This window comes from Caldanaerobacter sp. (assembly GCF_049701115.1).
In the GTDB taxonomy this organism is placed as follows: domain Bacteria; phylum Bacillota; class Thermoanaerobacteria; order Thermoanaerobacterales; family Thermoanaerobacteraceae; genus Thermoanaerobacter.
This window is the reverse complement of the sequence record NZ_JBNATX010000024.1, coordinates 17,086-34,370: the sequence shown is the minus strand read 5'-3', so window position 1 is coordinate 34,370 and position 17,285 is coordinate 17,086. Positions and strand designations below refer to the sequence as shown.

The following is a 17,285-nucleotide window of genomic DNA, read 5'->3' as shown; positions in this document are numbered from 1 at the left end:
ACAAGTCGCATTTACACACAAAATGCCACTTCTTTATTTTGTCAACAGTCTGAAGCAGGGTATCTCCCCGCTTTTAATTTGTTGACAGAATCCTCGTTTATTTAACTGACATTTTGTGTTAATGCTTGTAAGTTGCAAAGCGACTAAACTAAGGCTCACTTTTTAAAACAGTCTGAGTGGAATCTCTTTCTGCTTTTTTCTATTTTGGGGGACATGATGTACTGAGAGACTTAATCGATTGAAAAAGAGAATCAGTTATAAAAATTTTTAGAGGATATTGATTTTCCATTGAACTATGATATAATTAAATTAAAGGCTTCACCTTTTTAAAAGGTGGGGATAATAATAAAAGTTGGGAGGAGAAGTTTGATGGGTACAAAAGCAAGAGAAATTGTGGGGGGACAAGCTGATAAAATTGTGGAGATGCTTAATAAGGCATTTGCTGACGAGTGGCTTGCCTATTACCAATACTGGATAGGGGCTAAGATAGCAAGAGGGCCAATGGGAGAAGCTGTTGCTGCTGAACTTGCTGAACATGCAGGAGAAGAATTGGAACACGCTGAAAAATTAGCTGAGCGTATAATTCAATTAGGAGGAACTCCAATAGTAAAACCAGAAGATTGGTATAAGCTCACCAATTGTGGATATGATACTCCAGATAATCCGGATGTAAAAGTGTTATTGGAGCAAAATATAAAAGGAGAACAATGTGCAATCGAAGTGTACAACAAAATGCTTTCTGAGTTAAAAGATGTAGACCCGGTGACTTATCATCTGATTCTCGAGATATTAGAAGACGAACTTGAGCACGAAGAAGACTTAGAGACTTTAAAGGACAACATGAAACATCTTAAGTAAATTTTTAAAATTATAAGGAGGAATGTGTCATGTGCGAACCGGTAGGTTTTGGAGCTTTGTATCAGAGTGGCGATTGGAAAGGGGAAAAACACGTACCGGTGATACATAGTCCCGAAAAAGTGGAGAAGGGAGAGCCTTTTGAGGTCAAAGTTGTAATAGGAGAAGAAATACCACATCCTAATACTTTAGAGCATCATATAAAATGGATAAAAGTCTATTTCCAAGGTGAGGGCGATAAGTTCCCTGTAGAAATAGGTAATTATAATTTTACTTCTCACGGCGAATATGGAACGTTTACGGAGCCGGAAGTTACAGTAAAGTTTAAAATAGAGAAATCCGGTAAAATTTATGCTACAAGCTATTGCAATATCCACGGATTGTGGGAAAACAGCAAAGAGATAAAGGTGGAATGAAAAAACGGGCTTTCACCTATACTATATAACTAGGTGAAGGCCCTTTTTAAAAATTGAAAGGAGAGTTTAGCATGAATGCTTTGGAATTTGCGGTTAAAATGGAAAGAGATGGAGAAAAATTTTACACGGAGCAGGCAGAAAAGCACAAAGGCACCTATCTTGAAAAGCTCTTTTTAGATTTAGCTAGGGATGAAAAAAAGCATGCTGAAATAATTGAAAAGTGGGCTCAGAAAATGGACTATCAGCTTGAAAGAACGGATATATCAGAAAAGTATAAAAATGTGTTTGAAACGGGAAAAGAGTTTAAAAGCGATATAAGGCCTGTTCCTACGCAGCTTGAAGTATATGAAATGGCAATGAAAAAAGAAATAGAGAGCATAGAGCTCTATGAAAAAATGCTAAAAGATGCGGTGGAAGAAAAGGAAAAGAAATTGTTTGAATTTTTGATAGAAGAAGAGCAAAAGCATAAAGAGATTTTTGACAATCTGGTAGGACATTTGAGAAAAGCAGAACAATGGGTAGAGTCAGCAGAGTTCGGAATAAGAAGAGATGAATATTAAAAAGCCCTTTTCGGGCTTTTATTTTATAAGGTCTTCTTTCACTATAAGAACTACAGGACAGTGATCGCTTCCCATTACTTCAGAATGGATTTGTGAGTCTATAAGATAGTCCTTTAATCTCTCTGATACGATGAAGTAATCGACTCTCCATCCAATATTTTTTTCTCTGGCATTGTGCATGTAAGACCACCAGGTATAGGCATCTTTTTTGTCTGGGTAGAAGTATCTGAAGGTATCAATGAATCCGGAATTTAGCAAAATAGTCATTTTTTCTCTTTCCTCGTCTGTAAATCCTGCATTTCGCCTATTTGCAGCAGGATTTTTTATGTCTATTTCTTGATGGGCAACATTGAGGTCTCCACACAAAATTACCGGCTTTAAAGAATCCAATTTTAAAAGATAGTTCCTAAAATCTTCTTCCCATTTCATTCTGTATTCGAGTCTTGTAAGTCCCCTTTGTGAATTTGGGGTGTAGGTATTTACCAGAAAGAATTTTTCGTACTCAAGTGTTATTACTCTTCCTTCTTTGTCATGGTATGGGGTTCCTATGCCGTACGATGCGGAAATGGGTTTATATTTAGTAAATACAGCTGTTCCAGAATAACCTTTTTTGTCTGCAAAATTCCAGAAAGTATAGTACCCGTTAAGGTCTAATCCCTCAATGTCTTTTTGATTTTCTTGAAGCTTTGTTTCCTGGATACAAAAGATATCGGCGTCTGCCGCTTTAAAGTAATCCATAAAGCCCTTTTTAAGGCATGCCCTTAGTCCGTTTACATTCCATGACACGAGTTTCATACTAATTCCTCCGTTATAATTAAAGTGCTAATTAGATTATATAATGAAAATGATATTGAAGCAAAATTTATGTTTTCCAATAAAAACTATTTACAAATCAGTCACCGTATGATAAAATAGCTCTGTGGTTGCCAAAAAGAATATGGAGGGATACCCAAGCGGCCAAAGGGGGCAGACTGTAAATCTGCTGGCGTATGCCTTCGATGGTTCAAATCCATCTCCCTCCACCATGGGACCCATTAGCTCAGGAGGTAGAGCACCTGCCTTTTAAGCAGGGTGTCCCGCGTTCGAATCGCGGATGGGTCACCATTTGTAAAAAACAGCTATCTTATGATAGCTGTTTTTTTGTATGTTTTTATGGTACAATTATATAAAGTATGGCTTTATGTTTTACAATTTTTGAAAGGAGTTTTTGCTATGCAGATGAGGAAGCTAACTCCGGCGGAAGAGAAGCTCCTTCAAAATTTTGTTACTGATGTTTATGGGCCTGTATATTTCATACATTCGCTCCCAGAATTTATAATTCCTCCTATAAACTCGAAAGTGAGCAGAAAAGATACGAGCTGGAGGCTTAATATTTTAGAATCACTGATGGATGGAGACCTTGATATAACTGAGTATTTGCCAAAACATAGCATTCCTATGGAGAAAGCCATAGAAAAGGCTAAAAAATTCCATGAAAAATGGGTAGAAAGGTTTGGACATTCATCAATTGCGGAACAACATTTGTTGCACCTCTGTGTAGAAGATGTATCTAGACTCTTGTCGGGAGACATCGAACTCATGAACAGAAGGCCTGCCTTTATAGAGTGGAGTCAAAGATATCAAAAACCCACAAGAGAGAAAGTAGTAATTCCTCCAGAATTAGAAAAAGACCCCATTTTAAAAGAAAAATTTTTGAGAGTTTGGAACAGGACCTACGACGCTTATGAGAAGCTGGTAAGGATTTTGACGGAATACCTTAAAGCCAGTGAAGAAAAAAAGGAAGGAGAAACTGAAGAAAAATTTTTAGATAGAATAGAAAAGATCGCTTTCGAGGATGCTAGATATGCGTTAATTCTTGCAACTAAGACAAGCTTTGCGGTTGCCTTAAATGCTCTAGATTTACAAGATATTGTAAGAAAGTTATTTGCTCATCCTACGGAGGAAGCAAAAATATTGGGAAAGAGGATAGTAGAGCAAGGAGAAAAAATAGCTCCAAGTACGTTAAGGCATTTGAAGCCATCGATTTATCAGATAAAGGTGAATGAGAGATTGAAAGAATTGGCAGAGCATCTTATAGATACAAATGTGCAAGATTCTTCAGAGGATGTGGTTTTACTAGATTATAGCGGAAAGGGAACAGAAAATACGCCTGTTGATATAGTTGTCCAGCATATTTTATTTACTTATTCTGGAAAAGATTTTGAAAATGTGAAAAAGATAGTAAAGAAGATATCAGAGGAAGAAAAGGAAAGGGTCATAAAAATAGCAGTAGAAGATATAGGTGAGTTTGATCATCTCATAGATGCTTTCAAATCAGTGAGGTTCAAATTCCAGCTCAAGATAAGTGAGGCTAATTGGCATCAGCTCTTGCGCCATCGTACTATAATTTTTGATTGGGCAGAGCCTACAGTGGAAAATGGATTTGTCATTCCTCCCAACGTAAAAAAGGCCGGTGCTGAGGAAATTTTAGTTGAGGCTATAAAAGCTTCAGAAGATTTATTCTATGAACTTAAAGATAAGATGCCGGAAATCAGTGCTTATGCAGTTACTAATGCTCATAAAAGGCTTGTAGTTATGAATGCGGATTTATGGGCTTTTGACCACTTTGCAAATTTAAGATGTACGAATGAGGCTCAGTGGGATATAAGAGAAACGGCATTCAAAATGCTTGATATGATAAGGAATGTAGCGCCTCAGCTGGCGTTTTTCATGGCGAGGAGAAGAAGAGCCTAAAAAATGGAGAGGAGACTATGAAAACGAATTTTAAGGAGATAAGCTTGCCAAAACTTAATAATCTTACTCCTTCATTGGAATCTACGGCTCTGAAACTAATGGAGGAAGCAGGTGAATTAGCACAGGCTATAGGAAAGTTCAGGGGACTGAATGGAGAAAATGTAACTTTAACAGAAAGAGAAATAATGGAGAAAATTTCCGAAGAACTTTTGGATGTAGCTCAGGTTGCCGTCTCAATGATGTTTGTTCTGGAGGAAAAATACAATATAAATATAGAAGAAAAATTGAAATCTCATATTGAAAAGTTGAAAAGGAAAGGATATATAAAATGAAATGTGCAGGGTTTCCTGCATATTTTTTATTTTTATGCGCATATTAAAATTGAAAAATAACAAAAAGGAGGAGAAGTATAATGCAACTTTCGACAAAAGAACTGCTGTATCTTGATGATATTTTAACATTACAGCAAAACATGACAAAAACATTAAATGACTACGCTACCCGCTGTCAGGACCCACAACTTAAGGCACTATGTCAGAATTTAGCAAGCAGATGCCAGAACAGCTTTAACTCTTTAGTGAGACATTTAGGTTGAAAGGAGAGATTGTAATGTACGGAAACCAACAGATTACTGATAAGGAGATAATGATGAATATTTTGGGAAGTTATAAGCTGGCGATAGAAATGTTAAGCCATGCCGCTGTTGAAGCTGCTAATGAAAGTATAAGGAGAGAGTATATAAACCTTTTAAACTCCACATTAGAAGACCAGAGAGCTGTATGGACGGCAGTGAACCAGAGAGGATGGTATCCAGTTAAGGCAGCCCAACCGCAAGATATACAGGAGGCCAGGAACAAATTCAAACAGCCTGTTGGGATGATGTAAATACGAAAAGTTTGTGATATAATTATGGAAGCAGTATAGTTTTTACTGCTTCCATAATTTTATGGCAATCAATTTAGTTTAAAAGGAGGAGTGATTTTATTATGTACGAGCTAATAATTTTAGGTGGGGGTCCTGCAGGGCTTACAGCCGGACTATACGCTGCAAGGTCAAGGCTCAAAACAGTGCTTATTGAAAAGACATATCTTGGAGGCCAGATAGTAAATACTTATCAGTTGGAGAATTACCCGGGCTATGAAGAGATTACGGGTGCGGATCTTGTGGCAAAGATGGAGGCACAGGTCAAAAAGCATGGTTTGGAGATAGTTTTAGAAGATGTTGAGAGCCTTGATATTACAGGAGAGATAAAGAGGGTAAAAACCGCCAATAATAAAGTCTATGAGGCTAAAGCCATAATACTTGCGATGGGAGCAACTCCCAGAAAATTGGGGGTTCCCAATGAGGATAGATTCATAGGGGCAGGTATTTCTTTCTGTGCGACCTGTGATGGTGCTTTTTACAGAGATGCAGTTGTTGCTGTAATAGGTGGAGGGAATACAGCGGTAGAGGATGCTCTTTATCTTACAAAATTCGCTAAAAAAGTTTATATAATTCACAGAAGAGATCAGTTAAGGGCTACAAAGATAGAGCAGGAAAAAGCTTTTGCTAATGAAAAGATAGAATTTATTTGGAATACTGTTGTAGTTGATGTTGAAGGCGAGTATGGAGTGGAAAGGATAAGACTTAGAAATGTTAAAACTGGAGAAGAAAGCACGTTAAATGTGGATGGAGTTTTTGTTGCTATAGGTTATGACCCGAATACAGAGCTTGTAAAAGGTATTGTCGAATTAGACGAGTACGGATATATAATCACTGATGACGACATGAGAACTAACATCCCGGGTGTCTTTGCCGCAGGAGATATAAGGCATAAGCTTTTAAGGCAGGTAATAACAGCAGCAGGAGATGGAGCAACGGCTGCTTATGCTGCTGAGAAGTATATAGAGAGCTTAAAGAAATAGTCAGGAGGAACCTCCTGACTATTTTTCTTCACCTTCTTGTGACTCTTCAGCGGGTATTTCTTGAGGACCTATAGTTTTTTCTGAAGTGCCAGGAATTATTATTCTTTGGCCAGGATATATGAGGTTAGGGTCTTTTATTTCTGGGTTCGCTTTTAATATAGCATCTACTGATGTATTAAACTTTTGTGCTATTGTCCACAAAGAATCGCCAGGTTTTACTATATAAACTTTTCCAGCGGCAGGGGAGGATGCAGGAGGCGTAGCAAATAAAAGTGCATTCCATGTCATTTCATCCACTATTCCCGTTGAAGGCAAACCTCTGCTCTGTTGATAGGCTTTTACTGCTGCTTCCGTACGAGGCCCAAAGATTCCGTCTATGGGTCCTGGGTCAAATCCTAAAGATTTTAAGCGAGCTTGTAGATTGACGACAAACGGTCCTCTATCTCCCAGCTTTAAAGTAGGATATTCTAATGGAGGAGTTGAAGGGCAAGGGATAATCAAAGTCTGTCCCGGATATATCATACTGGGATTCAGGAGGTAGTTAGAACGAATGAGGTCGTCTATGGATATTCCAAATTTTTGTGCTATGCTCCATAAAGTATCTCCAGGTTGTACCGTGTAATATTTTGGGCAAGGTCCGGAAGATGGGACAGGCGGTACTGGTGAAGGTGGATAACTTGCTGTTATTCCTGGGATAAACAATTTTTGGCCAGGGTAGATGTTGTACGGGTAATTTAAATTATTGACATATATTATGGTTTCATATGGTACATTAAACCTCTGAGCAATAAGGTAGACAGTGTCTCCGGGTTGGACAGTGTAGTAATCACCCTTAACTGGTATTATGAGCCTTTGGCCTGGATATATGAGAGAAGGGTTAGTTATACCATTTCTGGTTATTATAGCTTCTACAGAAGTATTAAATTTTCTCGCGATTGAAAAAATGGTATCTCCAGGTTGAACTACATAGGGTATTTCTATTGTAATCATATACTCCCTCCTTTCCTAAAATCATAATATGTGAATTTTTTCGTTGAGTGACAATAGACTGGTTATAGCAAAACTTTTTGTGTAGAGTAAAGGAGGGGGTCCTGTGAAGGTTAAAAGATGGTTTTTATTTGGGGTATTATTAATGATTTCGATTTTTACATATAGCTGGAACACAAAAAATGTTTTTGTTTTTAATACACTTCCAATAATGAATAAAATAATAGTGATTGATGCCGGGCACGGAGGGCATGATCCGGGGAAACCCGGTAAATATGGGAAAAATGAAGATGACTTAAACCTTGAGATTGCGCAAAAGTTAAAGGAACTCATTGAGCACACAGGGGGAATTGTAATAATGACAAGAGAAGATGATTCTCTTTCCGATTCTTCTCTTTCAAAGGATTTAAAAAACCGCGTATTAAAGGCTAATCAATTGGAGGGCGATGTACTTATAAGTATTCATCAAAATAGTTTCCCACAACCGAAGTACAAGGGAGCACAGGTCTTCTACCAACAGAATTCTGAAAAAGGGAAACTATTGGCAGAATCGATTCAGGAAGAGTTAAAGAGGACGTTGGATCCAAATAATGATAGAATGGCAAAAAGCTCTAATAGCTACTACATTCTCCGCAATGCGAAAATGCCAGCAGTAATAGTGGAATGCGGCTTTATGTCGAATCCTGAAGAGGAGAGACTTCTAAATGACCCTAATTACCAGTATAAAATAGCATGGGCAATTTACAAAGGGATAATAAATTATTTTCAAAAAATTTCCGAATAAATTTATTACCCCTTGTTACTCTCGCCTTTTTTTTGTATACTTAAAGAAAAAAGAATATTAAAGTGAGGAAGAAACATCATGAAAGTAACAGCTGTGCTTTTTGATTTGGATGGTACGGTAATAGACACAAATCAACTCATAATAAATTCTTTTGTCTACACTATAGAAAAACATCTGGGTTACGAAATAGATGCCGAAAAAATTATCCCCTATTTTGGAGAACCTCTGCCTCTGACATTGCAGAGGTTTAGTAAAGATAATTGGGAGATTATGTTACAAACCTATAGAGAGTATAATGAGAGATATCACGACAGATACACCACAATTAGAGAAGATGTAGGGGAAGTACTTCGAATATTGAAAGAGGAAGGATTAAAGACGGCGGTTGTCACTTCGAAGAGAAAAGAATTGGCTAAGAAAGGTTTGAAGCTTTTTGAGATAGATAAGTATTTTGATGTGATTATAGGTCTGGAAGATACAGAAAAGCACAAACCTAACCCAGAGCCTGTCTTAAAAGCGCTAGATCTCCTCGAAAGTTCTGCCGAAGAAGCTTTGATGGTGGGGGACAGCCCTTACGATATACTTGCTGCTCGGAATGCAGGAGTAAAGAGTGTTGCTGTAAAGTGGTCAGTTTTACCTTTTAATCTTTTAGAAAAAGAAAAGCCAGATTTTTTTATAGAAGATATGTGGCAGCTTTTAAAAATAATTAAAGGATGCGATGAAAATGATTATGCATAGTAAAGTAGAAGATATCATTAAAAACATTCAAAAAGTGATAATAGGGAAAAAGCAGGCAGTGGAACTTGCTTTAATAGCTTTATTAGCAGAGGGACATGTTTTGATTGAGGATGTACCGGGTGTTGGGAAAACTTCTCTTGTAAAAGCCCTTGCTAAATCTATAAACGCAAGTTTCAGAAGGATACAGTTTACTCCCGATTTAGTACCTTCTGATGTTTTAGGAGTAACAGTATATAATCAGCAAAAAAGAGAATTTGAATTCAAGCCAGGGCCTATAATGAGCAATATAGTTTTAGCAGATGAGATAAACAGGACTTCTCCCAAGACCCAATCGAGTTTACTTGAAGCTATGGAGGAAAAGCAGATTACTGTTGATGGAGTGACTTATCCTTTGCCGAAACCTTTTATGGTATTGGCAACACAAAACCCGATCGAATATGAAGGAACCTTTAAGCTGCCAGAAGCTCAGCTTGACAGATTCATGGTAAAGATAGAGATTGGATATCCCAGCGAAGCAGAAGAGATAGAGATTCTAGCGACTTTTAGTGAAAAAAATCCTTTAGAGGACCTTAAGGCTGTCGTGGACATTGAAGAGGTAATAAAAATGCAAGAAGAAGTGAAAAAAGTATACGTGGAAGAAATTGTAAAAAATTATATAGTTAATTTAGTTGCTGCTACGAGGAAAAGCAAGGCAATAAGGCTGGGAGCGAGTCCCAGAGCTACTTTATACTTGATGAGGGCAGCGCAGGCAAGGGCTTATTGTCAGGGTAGGGACTATGTACTTCCAGATGATGTAAAAGCATTAGCGATCCCCGTACTTTCTCACAGAATTATACTGAAGAATGAGGAAAAATTTGAGGGACTTGATGAGAGAATGTTTATAAAGAACATAGTGGATACTACCAAGGTGCCGGTGGTAAGAAGGTATGCGTAATAAGTGGAAAATCCTTTTTTTCTTGCTTTTGACTTTAATTTTTTCTGTTTTTACTGCGGGGAAAATAATTCTTCTATTATTTTATGAATTTTCTATTTTTATACTTTTGAATTATCTTTACCTGCGCTATGTCAAAAATTCACTTGATTTATATATAGTAGCCCGTGAAGAAAAGTTTTCTGTAGGTGGAGAGACAGAATACGAAATAAATCTGATAAATAACAGTTTTTTGCCGGTATTTAACATAGAAGTAAGAGATTATTCTACTCTAAGTGGCGAATTTGGACTTATAGAGGGCTATGTACCCAGTTTCAAAAATAAAAAGTTTAAGAAAAAGTTTACACTAATGAGAAGGGGTATATATTTTATAGGACCTTTTGAATTGAAGTTTCAAGATCCTTTTGAGATTTTTGCTAAGGTAAAGTTTTATGACCAAAAAGTAAGGTTAAAGGTCTATCCTAAGGTGAAAGATATGAGACCAAATCTAAAGGCGGCACAACAACTTGGAATGGTTGAATCAAAGAATAGAGCTTTTGAGGATTATGCTAATATGCTACAGCTTAGAAAATATGTTCCGGGAGATAGTATTAAAAGGATTCATTGGAAGGTTTCTGCTAAAAAAGGTGAGCTTTATGCAAAAGAATTCCAAATATCAGCTATGAGTGAAATTTATTTATTGTGGGACCTTAATAAGAATCATTTTTTAGAGGATATAGAGGGGAAATTAGATGAAGATTGTGCTGAATGTATGGTTTCTCTGACTAAATACGCTCTCCTTTCAGGGATTCCTGTGAATTTGCTAGATTATTCCACGGGACGAGTTCAGGTAAGAGGTAGGGACATAAAAGACTTTGAGGCTTTTATGGAGGCCAGCATCAATAATTTTCCTGTTTACGATAAAGGTATATTAGAGTTTGAAGATTTGTACGCCATTGTTCCAAGAGATGCGACTTTTATTGTAATAACTCCTCATATTGATAATGTTATGTTAGGTAAACTCCATGAGCTTCAGGATAGAGGTGTAGAGGTTATAATTTATTATGTAAACGACCATAGAAAAGTCAAAGATGTGATGGATAAAATAAAGGTTAAAGTGGTCTTGTGGAGGAGTGAAAATGAATAGGAGGTTAAGAGAAAACCTGTATGAAAATTTTATTAATGCAGCCCTTTCTTTGGTGGTAGTTTTTTCAGCCTTAGAGGGATTTAAATTTCACTTTTGGTGGTTATACGTTGTAATAGTAACAGTAATTTTTACAGTTACCTTTTATTTTCTTTTTAGAAGGCCCTTTCTTCTTATGCTTTTGCTTACTTTAATCCTTGTAGTGGATTTTATCCTCTTTTTTGGCTACAGAGATATATTGATAGATGTTTTTCTCTATATTGAAGGTTTTTTTAGGTGGATAATTATATATATGAATCAAGCCCCTTCTTCCTGGGATTTTTATCTTCTTACAGAAAAATATAAAGTTTTTACCTTGTTTATAACCGCTGGGATTGCGGCTTTTATGATGACTTTGGTGAATGGCTTGATGAAAAACTGGTTTTTGACTCTGTTTCTGGGTATGATGTTTTTTGTTATTCAATGGTATAATTACGTTGACAAAGCTTATGTTTATTTGATGGTTTATATTCTTCTTTGCTTTACGGACCTTGGTGTTAAAAATTATTTCAAAAGAAATGGAGCAAGGGGACCTATTTCTGTTTTTCTAGTTATAGTAATTTTTTTCTCTTCTATAAGTGCTTTTGGGGCTGAACTTATGCCAAAGGCCTTTAGTCCTTTGAAATGGGACAAGCTGGAAGAATGGTTTTACGATACTTTTCCTTTTACAAGGGAGTGGCGGAATGGTGTCGGAAGGGAAGAAGGAGAGCCTGCAGAGGAGACCTTTTTCTCCTTTGCAGCTGATTTAGGAGGACCTATAAAAGCGTCAAATTCTGTTGTGATGAAGGTTATTGGGGATGAGGCGACTTATTTAAGAGGCTTAGTATATGACCAATATATCACTTCACCTTTGGGAAAAAGCAGATGGGCAAATTACAATCAGCAGTATAAATATGAAGAGGCGGGAGAAGTATTACCAGTTACTTTTAATGAAAAAGTGAAATACCAAGTGAAAAGTTTAAAAATAATCCCTGTGAATATAAAGTCTGATATTTTATTTTCACCTTGGCAGCCCTATAAGATAAGTGATGCCTTTTATTACGAAAAAGACAATTTTAATTTAAAAGCAAAGACTTCCCATGGCACCGGAGAGTCTTATGTGGTGACGTATCTTAAACCCTATATAGATTTAAAAGATTTAAAAGAAAAGGGAAGTACAAGTTTGAGCGAAGAAGACAGAAAAAGATATCTTTCCTACCCTTCAGAGCTTCCTGAGAGGGTAAAAGAGCTAGCTTACTTTATTACAAAAGATGCGAAAAATCAGTACGATAAAGTAAAGGCTGTAGAGGGATACCTGAGACAATTACCCTATTCACTTCATGTTCCTCCTACTCCTGCTGGTAGGGATTTTGTAGATTATTTTCTTTTTGACCTAAAAAAGGGTTACTGTACTCACTATGCTACTGCTATGGCTGTTATGTTAAGGACGATTGGGATTCCAACAAGATATGTAGTGGGATTTAAAATGCCCCATTTTACGGACAAAATGGGGGAATATGTGGTTACAACAGCTGAAGCCCATTCGTGGGTAGAAGTTTACTTTGACGATTATGGATGGATTACTTTTGAGCCAACTCCTTATTATCCTTCTATTGAATTTCCCATATTTTTGTCTTCCAGCTCTTCTGACCTATACGGGGAGGATATTTTGCCTGACAATAAAAAGGAGGTAACTTCCAAAGATTCCGGGGAAGTGTTATTACCAGAAGAAAAAGGCGTTTCTTCCTCTTCCGAGGCGGTAGGTATAGATAGAAAATCGAAATTAATAAAGATTGCAGTTGGTTTTGTATTCCTAGCTGTATTATTGGGGGTGTTTGTTTGGATTCTCATAAACTTAAGAAAGAAGAGAGAAATCTATAAACATGAAAAAAACATTATTATATATTATTATGACAAGATGGTTAAAGAACTTTCTAAGGAAGGTCTTAAAATGGGGGATTTTGAAACAACTGTAGAATATGGGAAACGTGTAGCAGAAGCAGGATATGAAGATTTTGAAGAAATTACCGATATATATAATAGGATTGTCTACGGTTCTAAAGAGCCAAGCGCGGGAGAAATAAAAAGAATGAAGGAGTTTTTTGACAGTTTAAATAAAAGAGGGAAGTTTGACATAAAAAGAATTCTTCGCATATAATAATTATAGAAGGGCGAATATATGCCTGAAAGGGGTTTTTGAAAAATGGTACTTAGTTACGAGCCTAGCGTGAAGAATAGGATCATGGTGTGCATAACACCTCAGAAAAGTTCACGCAGGCTTGTTGAGAGGGGAGCCCAAAGGGCAAAAGAAACCAATGGTGAGTTTTGCGTTGTATACGTTAACAAAAATAGCGATATATCACAGGACTTAAAAGAAAATCAGGTTTTACTTGAAATTTTCGATATGGCACAAAAGTTAGGAGGGAGAGTATCTATCTTAGTCGGCAAGAAGATTTCAAAGACTCTTGCCGAATTTGCAAGGGAGAATAGCATAACGGAAATAATAGTTGGGAAATCTTTGAGGTCCGCTCTGGATGTGATATTACATGGGGATGTTGTAAATCCTTTAAAAAAAGAAGCAATGAAGAACAACATAAGGGTAGAAGTCGTGGAGTAGTTTTTGACTTCTACCTGATTTTTACTTCATTTATTATTTCCTTTACTCCTTCTACACTTTCTGCGATTTGGCTTAAAAGTTTTTTCTGTTCTGAATTTTTAACGTAACCTTTAAGCATTATTATACCATTATCTGCTGTAATAACTAAATCTGGTAAATTTAAATCATAACGAGAAAGCTTTTGTATGACCGAGTTTACAATAAGCTGGTCTTTTTCTTTTTCATTTGTCTTCATCGTGACCCTCCTCTTTTTCCTTTAAAATAATTTTCCCAACTAAATTATTTTTTATCCGAAATTGTTGTATAATTAATATGAGTAACTTATTACAAAAGCTTTGAGAGGTGAATTTTTTGTTCACTGGACTTATAGACATAATAAAAACAATGCGGATTAATGATATAGTGGATATATTGATAATAGCCTATGTTCTTTACAGACTCATACTTGTGATACACAAGACGAGGGCGGAACAGCTTTTAAAAGGGCTTGCCGTATTGATTATAATTACTAAGCTGAGCGAATGGTTGCAACTTCGAACGGTTAATTATATTCTGAGGAATGCTATGACTGTTGGAGTGATTGCACTTTTGATTGTTTTTCAACCGGAGCTTAGAAGAGGATTGGAATCTTTAGGGAGAAGCGGCTTTTTAGGGAAAAATTTTTTCTTTTTCAATGAAGATGAGAAGGACATGTCAGAAGTAATAGGAGAGATATGTGACGCTGTTCAGTATCTTTCACGTTCTAAGATAGGGGCTCTTATTGTAATTGAAAGGGAGACGGGGTTAAATGAGATAATTGAGACAGGTATAGCTATGGATTCTAAAATTTCCAGTGAGCTTCTGATAAATACTTTTATTCCGAATACTCCTTTGCACGATGGAGCTGTCATCATAAGAGGAGATCGAATAATGGCGGCAGGATGTTTTCTTCCACTTACAGACAATCAGAATTTAAGCAGTGAACTTGGTACAAGGCATAGGGCTGCTTTGGGAGTAACGGAGATTTCTGATGCTATTGCTGTAGTTGTTTCTGAGGAAACCGGTGCTATTTCTCTTGCCCAAAATGGTAGGCTTTCTCGTCATCTTGACCCTAAGACTTTAAAAGAAGTCTTGTCTAGCATCTTAGATGTAAAAGACAACAAGAAACCGGTATGGAGAAAATGGGGGAACAAACATGCTGACTAAGAATTTTACCATAAAACTCCTGTCGCTTATTTTGGCTTTTTTATTGTGGCTTTATGTGATGGGAGAGGAAAATCCAGAAATTCCATATGAAATCAGCAATGTGCCTGTAAAGCTTATAAATGTGGATACTTTAGAAAAGAAAGGTTTGACTCTTTTAGAGGAAAAAGGATATACCGTAAATGTAAAGGTGAGGGGAAGAAGAAGTGATGTACTTAATATAGCTGCACAAAATATAAGTGCTTATGCAGATTTAAGCCGTGTTGTTTCTAAAGGTATAAATGTGATTCCCGTAAGAATAGAAGGACTTCCCAAAAATGTCTCTTTGGTTTCTATTATTCCTCCCGAGATAAAAGTGGATGTGGATACGATTGCTAAAATTCAAATGCCTGTTATGGTAAAAGTAGTGGGAAATGTCATGGATGGGTACGCCATGCAACCAGCGGTTGCTACTCCTGGTGAAGTGATGGTGGTGGGCCCCGAAAGCAAGGTAAATCTTGTGAAGAGTGTGATCGCTCAAGTGAATGTGTCTTACAAAAAAGAAGATATAAAAATCTCTGTTCCAGCCATACCTGTAGACAGAGAAGGAAAAGAAGTAAAAGGAGTAACTGTCACGCCAAGCCTTGTTGAAGTTTATATTCCTGTCAGCAAGTCTATTAGAGTTCCTGTGACACCTAAAATATTTGGTAAACCTCAAGATGGATATATGGTGGCTTCTATAAACGTGCTTCCGGAATATGTTTATGTAACCGGGGATGAGAATGTTTTAAATACGATAAAGTCTATAAACACCAAACAGATTGATATAACAGGACGAAATGCACCTGTTACTGAGACAGTGCCTTTTGATCTACCTGATGGAGTGAAACTTGTAAAAAGCGATATAAATGCTAAAGTTTATATAGATATACAGAAAATAGTCACAAAAGATGTGACCATAACAAACATAGAAGTAAGAGGGGCAGAAAACAAGAACGTTACAGTTCAAAATCCAGAGATAGTAATTACGATATCAGGACCCGAAAACGTAGTGACGGGTGCTACTGCTACTGACTTCACGGCGTACGTAGATGTTTCTAACCTATCGGCAGGCAATTATACTCTTACAGTTAACGTAAATACAGGCCTTAATGTAAATATACTTAAGATTCGTCCAGAAAAGGTTAATGTTGTAATTCAGTAGGCGGGGAATTTCCCGCCTATCAATTTTTCCAAAAATCTATCAATTCCACAAAATATAAAGTTGTTATAAAAAATTTTTAATCAAAAAGAAGGATTTTTGACAAACATGTAGAATTAAAATATTGTAAGGGTAAAAATTTTTTAAGAGACGCAAAAAAGTTTGGCGAAAGGGCGGGTGAGCCTGTTGTTCAAGGTGTTGGTGATCAACCCAGGTTCTACTTCCACTAAAGTGGCTCTTTATGAAGATGAGAAAGAAATATTACGTTCTGACGTAACCCACGACGTAGAAACTTTAAAAACTTATAAAAATGTGATTGAGCAGTTAGATTTGCGGTTGGAGGCAATAAATAGATGGATGGATGAGAATGGGATTAAGGTTTCAGATTTATCCGCTATTGTGGTGAGGGGTGGTCTGATAAAACCAGTTGAAAGTGGTACCTATCTTGTAAACGATATTATGCTGGAAGATTTAAAAAAAGGAGTTGGCGGAGAACATCCTTCAAATCTCGGCGGGATAATAGGTAGGACTTTGGCAGATCCATATGGGATACCTGTTTATACTCTTGACCCTGTAGCAGTGGACGAAATGGAGGATGTGGCAAGAATCTCTGGTCTTCCTGAACTTCCACGGAAAAGTCAGTCGCATGCTTTAAACATCAAAGCCTGTATACACAGATATGCTAGGGAAAACAATCTAAAAGAAGAAGAGCTTAGTATGATTGTAGCTCACATGGGAGGAGGAATTTCTGTAGCAGCTATAAAAAGAGGCAGGATTGTAGATGTTAATAATGCTAACCAAATGGGGCCTTTTTCACCTGAGAGGACTGGGAGCCTTCCCTCCATGAGGGTTGTAGAGATGTGTTATTCGGGGAAATACACTTTTGATGAGATGAAAAAGAAAATTGTAGGGATGGGGGGGCTTGTGGCACATCTTGGCACGAATGATGCCAGAGAAGTAGTAAAGAGAATAGAAGCTGGAGATAAAAAGGCTAAATTAGTTTTTGAGGCTATGGCCTATCAAATCGCCAAGGAGATAGGCAGAATGGCTGCAGTGCTAAAGGGGGATGTAAGGACTATTATTCTCACAGGAGGGCTTGCTTATTCTAAACCATTGATAGAGATAATAATTGATATGGTAGGTTTTATTGCTCCGATTACTTTATATCCTGGTGGAGATGAAATGGAAGCTTTGAGGGATGGAGCTTTGAGGGTGTTGAGAGGACAGGAGGTTCCAAAAATTTATGGCTGATGAGGT

Annotated in this window: 20 protein-coding genes and 2 tRNA genes; 19 read left to right on the top strand and 3 right to left on the bottom strand. The window is 37.0% G+C overall.

Annotation, left to right across the window (positions count from 1 at the left end; genetic code table 11):
- Positions 1-369: 369 nt before the first annotated feature.
- The 3 genes from ACPLVE_RS07950 (at position 370) to ACPLVE_RS07940 (ending at position 1,831) form a co-directional block, all read left to right on the top strand.
- The gene (locus ACPLVE_RS07950) at positions 370-858 is read left to right on the top strand and encodes a ferritin-like domain-containing protein (RefSeq protein WP_424611031.1); all 489 of its coding nucleotides are present in this window, start codon (positions 370-372) and stop codon (positions 856-858) included.
- Between the two features lie 29 nt (positions 859-887).
- Positions 888-1,271, top strand: a complete 384-nt coding sequence (locus ACPLVE_RS07945) for a class II SORL domain-containing protein (RefSeq protein ID WP_424611028.1) — start codon at positions 888-890, stop codon at positions 1,269-1,271.
- Positions 1,272-1,342: 71 nt separating this feature from the next.
- Positions 1,343-1,831, top strand: coding sequence for a ferritin-like domain-containing protein (locus tag ACPLVE_RS07940; protein ID WP_424611027.1), 489 nt, complete (start codon positions 1,343-1,345; stop codon positions 1,829-1,831).
- A gap of 18 nt (positions 1,832-1,849) precedes the next feature.
- Here ACPLVE_RS07940 and ACPLVE_RS07935 read toward each other — a convergent pair whose 3' ends face one another.
- Complete coding sequence (locus tag ACPLVE_RS07935; protein ID WP_424611026.1) at positions 1,850-2,626, bottom strand: exodeoxyribonuclease III; 777 nt, start codon at positions 2,624-2,626, stop codon at positions 1,850-1,852.
- A 144-nt stretch (positions 2,627-2,770) separates the two neighbouring features.
- Between ACPLVE_RS07935 and ACPLVE_RS07930 the strand changes: the two genes are divergently transcribed.
- The 7 genes from ACPLVE_RS07930 (at position 2,771) to trxB (ending at position 6,468) form a co-directional block, all read left to right on the top strand.
- A tRNA-Tyr gene (locus tag ACPLVE_RS07930) sits at positions 2,771-2,856 on the top strand.
- Positions 2,857-2,859: 3 nt separating this feature from the next.
- Positions 2,860-2,935, top strand: a tRNA-Lys gene (locus tag ACPLVE_RS07925).
- 108 nt (positions 2,936-3,043) lie between these two features.
- Positions 3,044-4,564, top strand: coding sequence for an FAD-dependent thymidylate synthase (locus ACPLVE_RS07920; RefSeq protein WP_424611030.1), 1,521 nt, complete (start codon positions 3,044-3,046; stop codon positions 4,562-4,564).
- Between the two features lie 17 nt (positions 4,565-4,581).
- Positions 4,582-4,896 carry a MazG-like family protein gene (locus ACPLVE_RS07915; protein ID WP_424611025.1) on the top strand — a complete coding sequence of 105 codons (315 nt, stop codon included), beginning with the start codon at positions 4,582-4,584 and terminating at the stop codon, positions 4,894-4,896.
- Between the two features lie 80 nt (positions 4,897-4,976).
- Positions 4,977-5,159, top strand: a complete 183-nt coding sequence (locus ACPLVE_RS07910; RefSeq protein ID WP_424611024.1) for a spore coat protein — start codon at positions 4,977-4,979, stop codon at positions 5,157-5,159.
- A gap of 14 nt (positions 5,160-5,173) precedes the next feature.
- Complete coding sequence (locus tag ACPLVE_RS07905; RefSeq protein WP_424611023.1) at positions 5,174-5,449, top strand: spore coat protein; 276 nt, start codon at positions 5,174-5,176, stop codon at positions 5,447-5,449.
- A 101-nt stretch (positions 5,450-5,550) separates the two neighbouring features.
- Positions 5,551-6,468, top strand: a complete 918-nt coding sequence (gene trxB, locus ACPLVE_RS07900; protein WP_424611022.1) for a thioredoxin-disulfide reductase — start codon at positions 5,551-5,553, stop codon at positions 6,466-6,468.
- An 18-nt stretch (positions 6,469-6,486) separates the two neighbouring features.
- Here the strand turns inward: trxB and ACPLVE_RS07895 are convergent, their stop codons facing one another.
- Positions 6,487-7,458: a LysM peptidoglycan-binding domain-containing protein gene (locus tag ACPLVE_RS07895; protein WP_424611021.1), complete on the bottom strand. Its 972-nt coding sequence runs from the start codon at positions 7,456-7,458 to the stop codon at positions 6,487-6,489.
- Positions 7,459-7,600: 142 nt separating this feature from the next.
- On the opposite strand from ACPLVE_RS07895, the gene cwlD reads away from it, so the two are divergent.
- The 6 genes from cwlD to ACPLVE_RS07865 all read left to right on the top strand — a co-directional run bounded on the left by cwlD (position 7,601) and on the right by ACPLVE_RS07865 (position 13,666).
- The gene (gene cwlD / locus ACPLVE_RS07890) at positions 7,601-8,239 is read left to right on the top strand and encodes an N-acetylmuramoyl-L-alanine amidase CwlD (protein ID WP_424611029.1); all 639 of its coding nucleotides are present in this window, start codon (positions 7,601-7,603) and stop codon (positions 8,237-8,239) included.
- A 78-nt stretch (positions 8,240-8,317) separates the two neighbouring features.
- Positions 8,318-8,977 carry a pyrophosphatase PpaX gene (gene ppaX, locus ACPLVE_RS07885; RefSeq protein ID WP_424611020.1) on the top strand — a complete coding sequence of 220 codons (660 nt, stop codon included), beginning with the start codon at positions 8,318-8,320 and terminating at the stop codon, positions 8,975-8,977.
- Positions 8,958-9,911 (top strand): AAA family ATPase, encoded by a 954-nt coding sequence (locus ACPLVE_RS07880; protein ID WP_424611019.1) that lies wholly within the window; start codon positions 8,958-8,960, stop codon positions 9,909-9,911. Before ppaX ends, ACPLVE_RS07880 begins: the two co-directional genes overlap by 20 nt.
- Positions 9,904-11,034, top strand: a complete 1,131-nt coding sequence (locus ACPLVE_RS07875; RefSeq protein WP_424611018.1) for a DUF58 domain-containing protein — start codon at positions 9,904-9,906, stop codon at positions 11,032-11,034. Before ACPLVE_RS07880 ends, ACPLVE_RS07875 begins: the two co-directional genes overlap by 8 nt.
- Positions 11,027-13,207 (top strand): DUF4129 domain-containing transglutaminase family protein, encoded by a 2,181-nt coding sequence (locus tag ACPLVE_RS07870; protein WP_424611017.1) that lies wholly within the window; start codon positions 11,027-11,029, stop codon positions 13,205-13,207. The genes ACPLVE_RS07875 and ACPLVE_RS07870 overlap by 8 nt, the downstream gene beginning before the upstream one ends.
- A gap of 45 nt (positions 13,208-13,252) precedes the next feature.
- Positions 13,253-13,666 carry a universal stress protein gene (locus ACPLVE_RS07865; protein WP_424611016.1) on the top strand — a complete coding sequence of 138 codons (414 nt, stop codon included), beginning with the start codon at positions 13,253-13,255 and terminating at the stop codon, positions 13,664-13,666.
- A gap of 10 nt (positions 13,667-13,676) precedes the next feature.
- Here ACPLVE_RS07865 and ACPLVE_RS07860 read toward each other — a convergent pair whose 3' ends face one another.
- On the bottom strand, positions 13,677-13,901 hold the full coding sequence (locus tag ACPLVE_RS07860; RefSeq protein ID WP_424611015.1) for a BON domain-containing protein: 225 nt from the start codon (positions 13,899-13,901) through the stop codon (positions 13,677-13,679).
- Between the two features lie 116 nt (positions 13,902-14,017).
- Between ACPLVE_RS07860 and cdaA the strand changes: the two genes are divergently transcribed.
- The 3 genes from cdaA (at position 14,018) to buk (ending at position 17,279) form a co-directional block, all read left to right on the top strand.
- Positions 14,018-14,851 carry a diadenylate cyclase CdaA gene (gene cdaA / locus ACPLVE_RS07855; protein ID WP_424611014.1) on the top strand — a complete coding sequence of 278 codons (834 nt, stop codon included), beginning with the start codon at positions 14,018-14,020 and terminating at the stop codon, positions 14,849-14,851.
- Positions 14,841-16,031: a CdaR family protein gene (locus ACPLVE_RS07850; protein WP_424611013.1), complete on the top strand. Its 1,191-nt coding sequence runs from the start codon at positions 14,841-14,843 to the stop codon at positions 16,029-16,031. Before cdaA ends, ACPLVE_RS07850 begins: the two co-directional genes overlap by 11 nt.
- Positions 16,032-16,214: 183 nt before the next feature.
- Complete coding sequence (gene buk, locus ACPLVE_RS07845) at positions 16,215-17,279, top strand: butyrate kinase (protein WP_424611012.1); 1,065 nt, start codon at positions 16,215-16,217, stop codon at positions 17,277-17,279.
- Positions 17,280-17,285: the final 6 nt, after the last annotated feature.

What these genes read in the sequence shown, in the direction of transcription:
- ACPLVE_RS07850 (WP_424611013.1), top strand. Translation starts at nt 14,841, where the DNA reads ATGCTGACTAAGAATTTTACCATAAAACTCCTGTCGCTTATTTTGGCT.
- ACPLVE_RS07935 (WP_424611026.1), bottom strand. Translation starts at nt 2,626, where the DNA reads ATGAAACTCGTGTCATGGAATGTAAACGGACTAAGGGCATGCCTTAAA.
- ACPLVE_RS07905 (WP_424611023.1), top strand. Translation starts at nt 5,174, where the DNA reads ATGTACGGAAACCAACAGATTACTGATAAGGAGATAATGATGAATATT.
- ACPLVE_RS07895 (WP_424611021.1), bottom strand. Translation starts at nt 7,458, where the DNA reads ATGATTACAATAGAAATACCCTATGTAGTTCAACCTGGAGATACCATT.
- cwlD (WP_424611029.1), top strand. Translation starts at nt 7,601, where the DNA reads ATGATTTCGATTTTTACATATAGCTGGAACACAAAAAATGTTTTTGTT.
- ACPLVE_RS07920 (WP_424611030.1), top strand. Translation starts at nt 3,044, where the DNA reads ATGCAGATGAGGAAGCTAACTCCGGCGGAAGAGAAGCTCCTTCAAAAT.
- ACPLVE_RS07870 (WP_424611017.1), top strand. Translation starts at nt 11,027, where the DNA reads ATGAATAGGAGGTTAAGAGAAAACCTGTATGAAAATTTTATTAATGCA.
- ACPLVE_RS07860 (WP_424611015.1), bottom strand. Translation starts at nt 13,901, where the DNA reads ATGAAGACAAATGAAAAAGAAAAAGACCAGCTTATTGTAAACTCGGTC.
- ACPLVE_RS07865 (WP_424611016.1), top strand. Translation starts at nt 13,253, where the DNA reads ATGGTACTTAGTTACGAGCCTAGCGTGAAGAATAGGATCATGGTGTGC.
- ACPLVE_RS07910 (WP_424611024.1), top strand. Translation starts at nt 4,977, where the DNA reads ATGCAACTTTCGACAAAAGAACTGCTGTATCTTGATGATATTTTAACA.
- ACPLVE_RS07880 (WP_424611019.1), top strand. Translation starts at nt 8,958, where the DNA reads ATGAAAATGATTATGCATAGTAAAGTAGAAGATATCATTAAAAACATT.
- ACPLVE_RS07875 (WP_424611018.1), top strand. Translation starts at nt 9,904, where the DNA reads ATGCGTAATAAGTGGAAAATCCTTTTTTTCTTGCTTTTGACTTTAATT.
- ppaX (WP_424611020.1), top strand. Translation starts at nt 8,318, where the DNA reads ATGAAAGTAACAGCTGTGCTTTTTGATTTGGATGGTACGGTAATAGAC.
- ACPLVE_RS07915 (WP_424611025.1), top strand. Translation starts at nt 4,582, where the DNA reads ATGAAAACGAATTTTAAGGAGATAAGCTTGCCAAAACTTAATAATCTT.
- ACPLVE_RS07940 (WP_424611027.1), top strand. Translation starts at nt 1,343, where the DNA reads ATGAATGCTTTGGAATTTGCGGTTAAAATGGAAAGAGATGGAGAAAAA.
- ACPLVE_RS07950 (WP_424611031.1), top strand. Translation starts at nt 370, where the DNA reads ATGGGTACAAAAGCAAGAGAAATTGTGGGGGGACAAGCTGATAAAATT.
- trxB (WP_424611022.1), top strand. Translation starts at nt 5,551, where the DNA reads ATGTACGAGCTAATAATTTTAGGTGGGGGTCCTGCAGGGCTTACAGCC.
- ACPLVE_RS07945 (WP_424611028.1), top strand. Translation starts at nt 888, where the DNA reads ATGTGCGAACCGGTAGGTTTTGGAGCTTTGTATCAGAGTGGCGATTGG.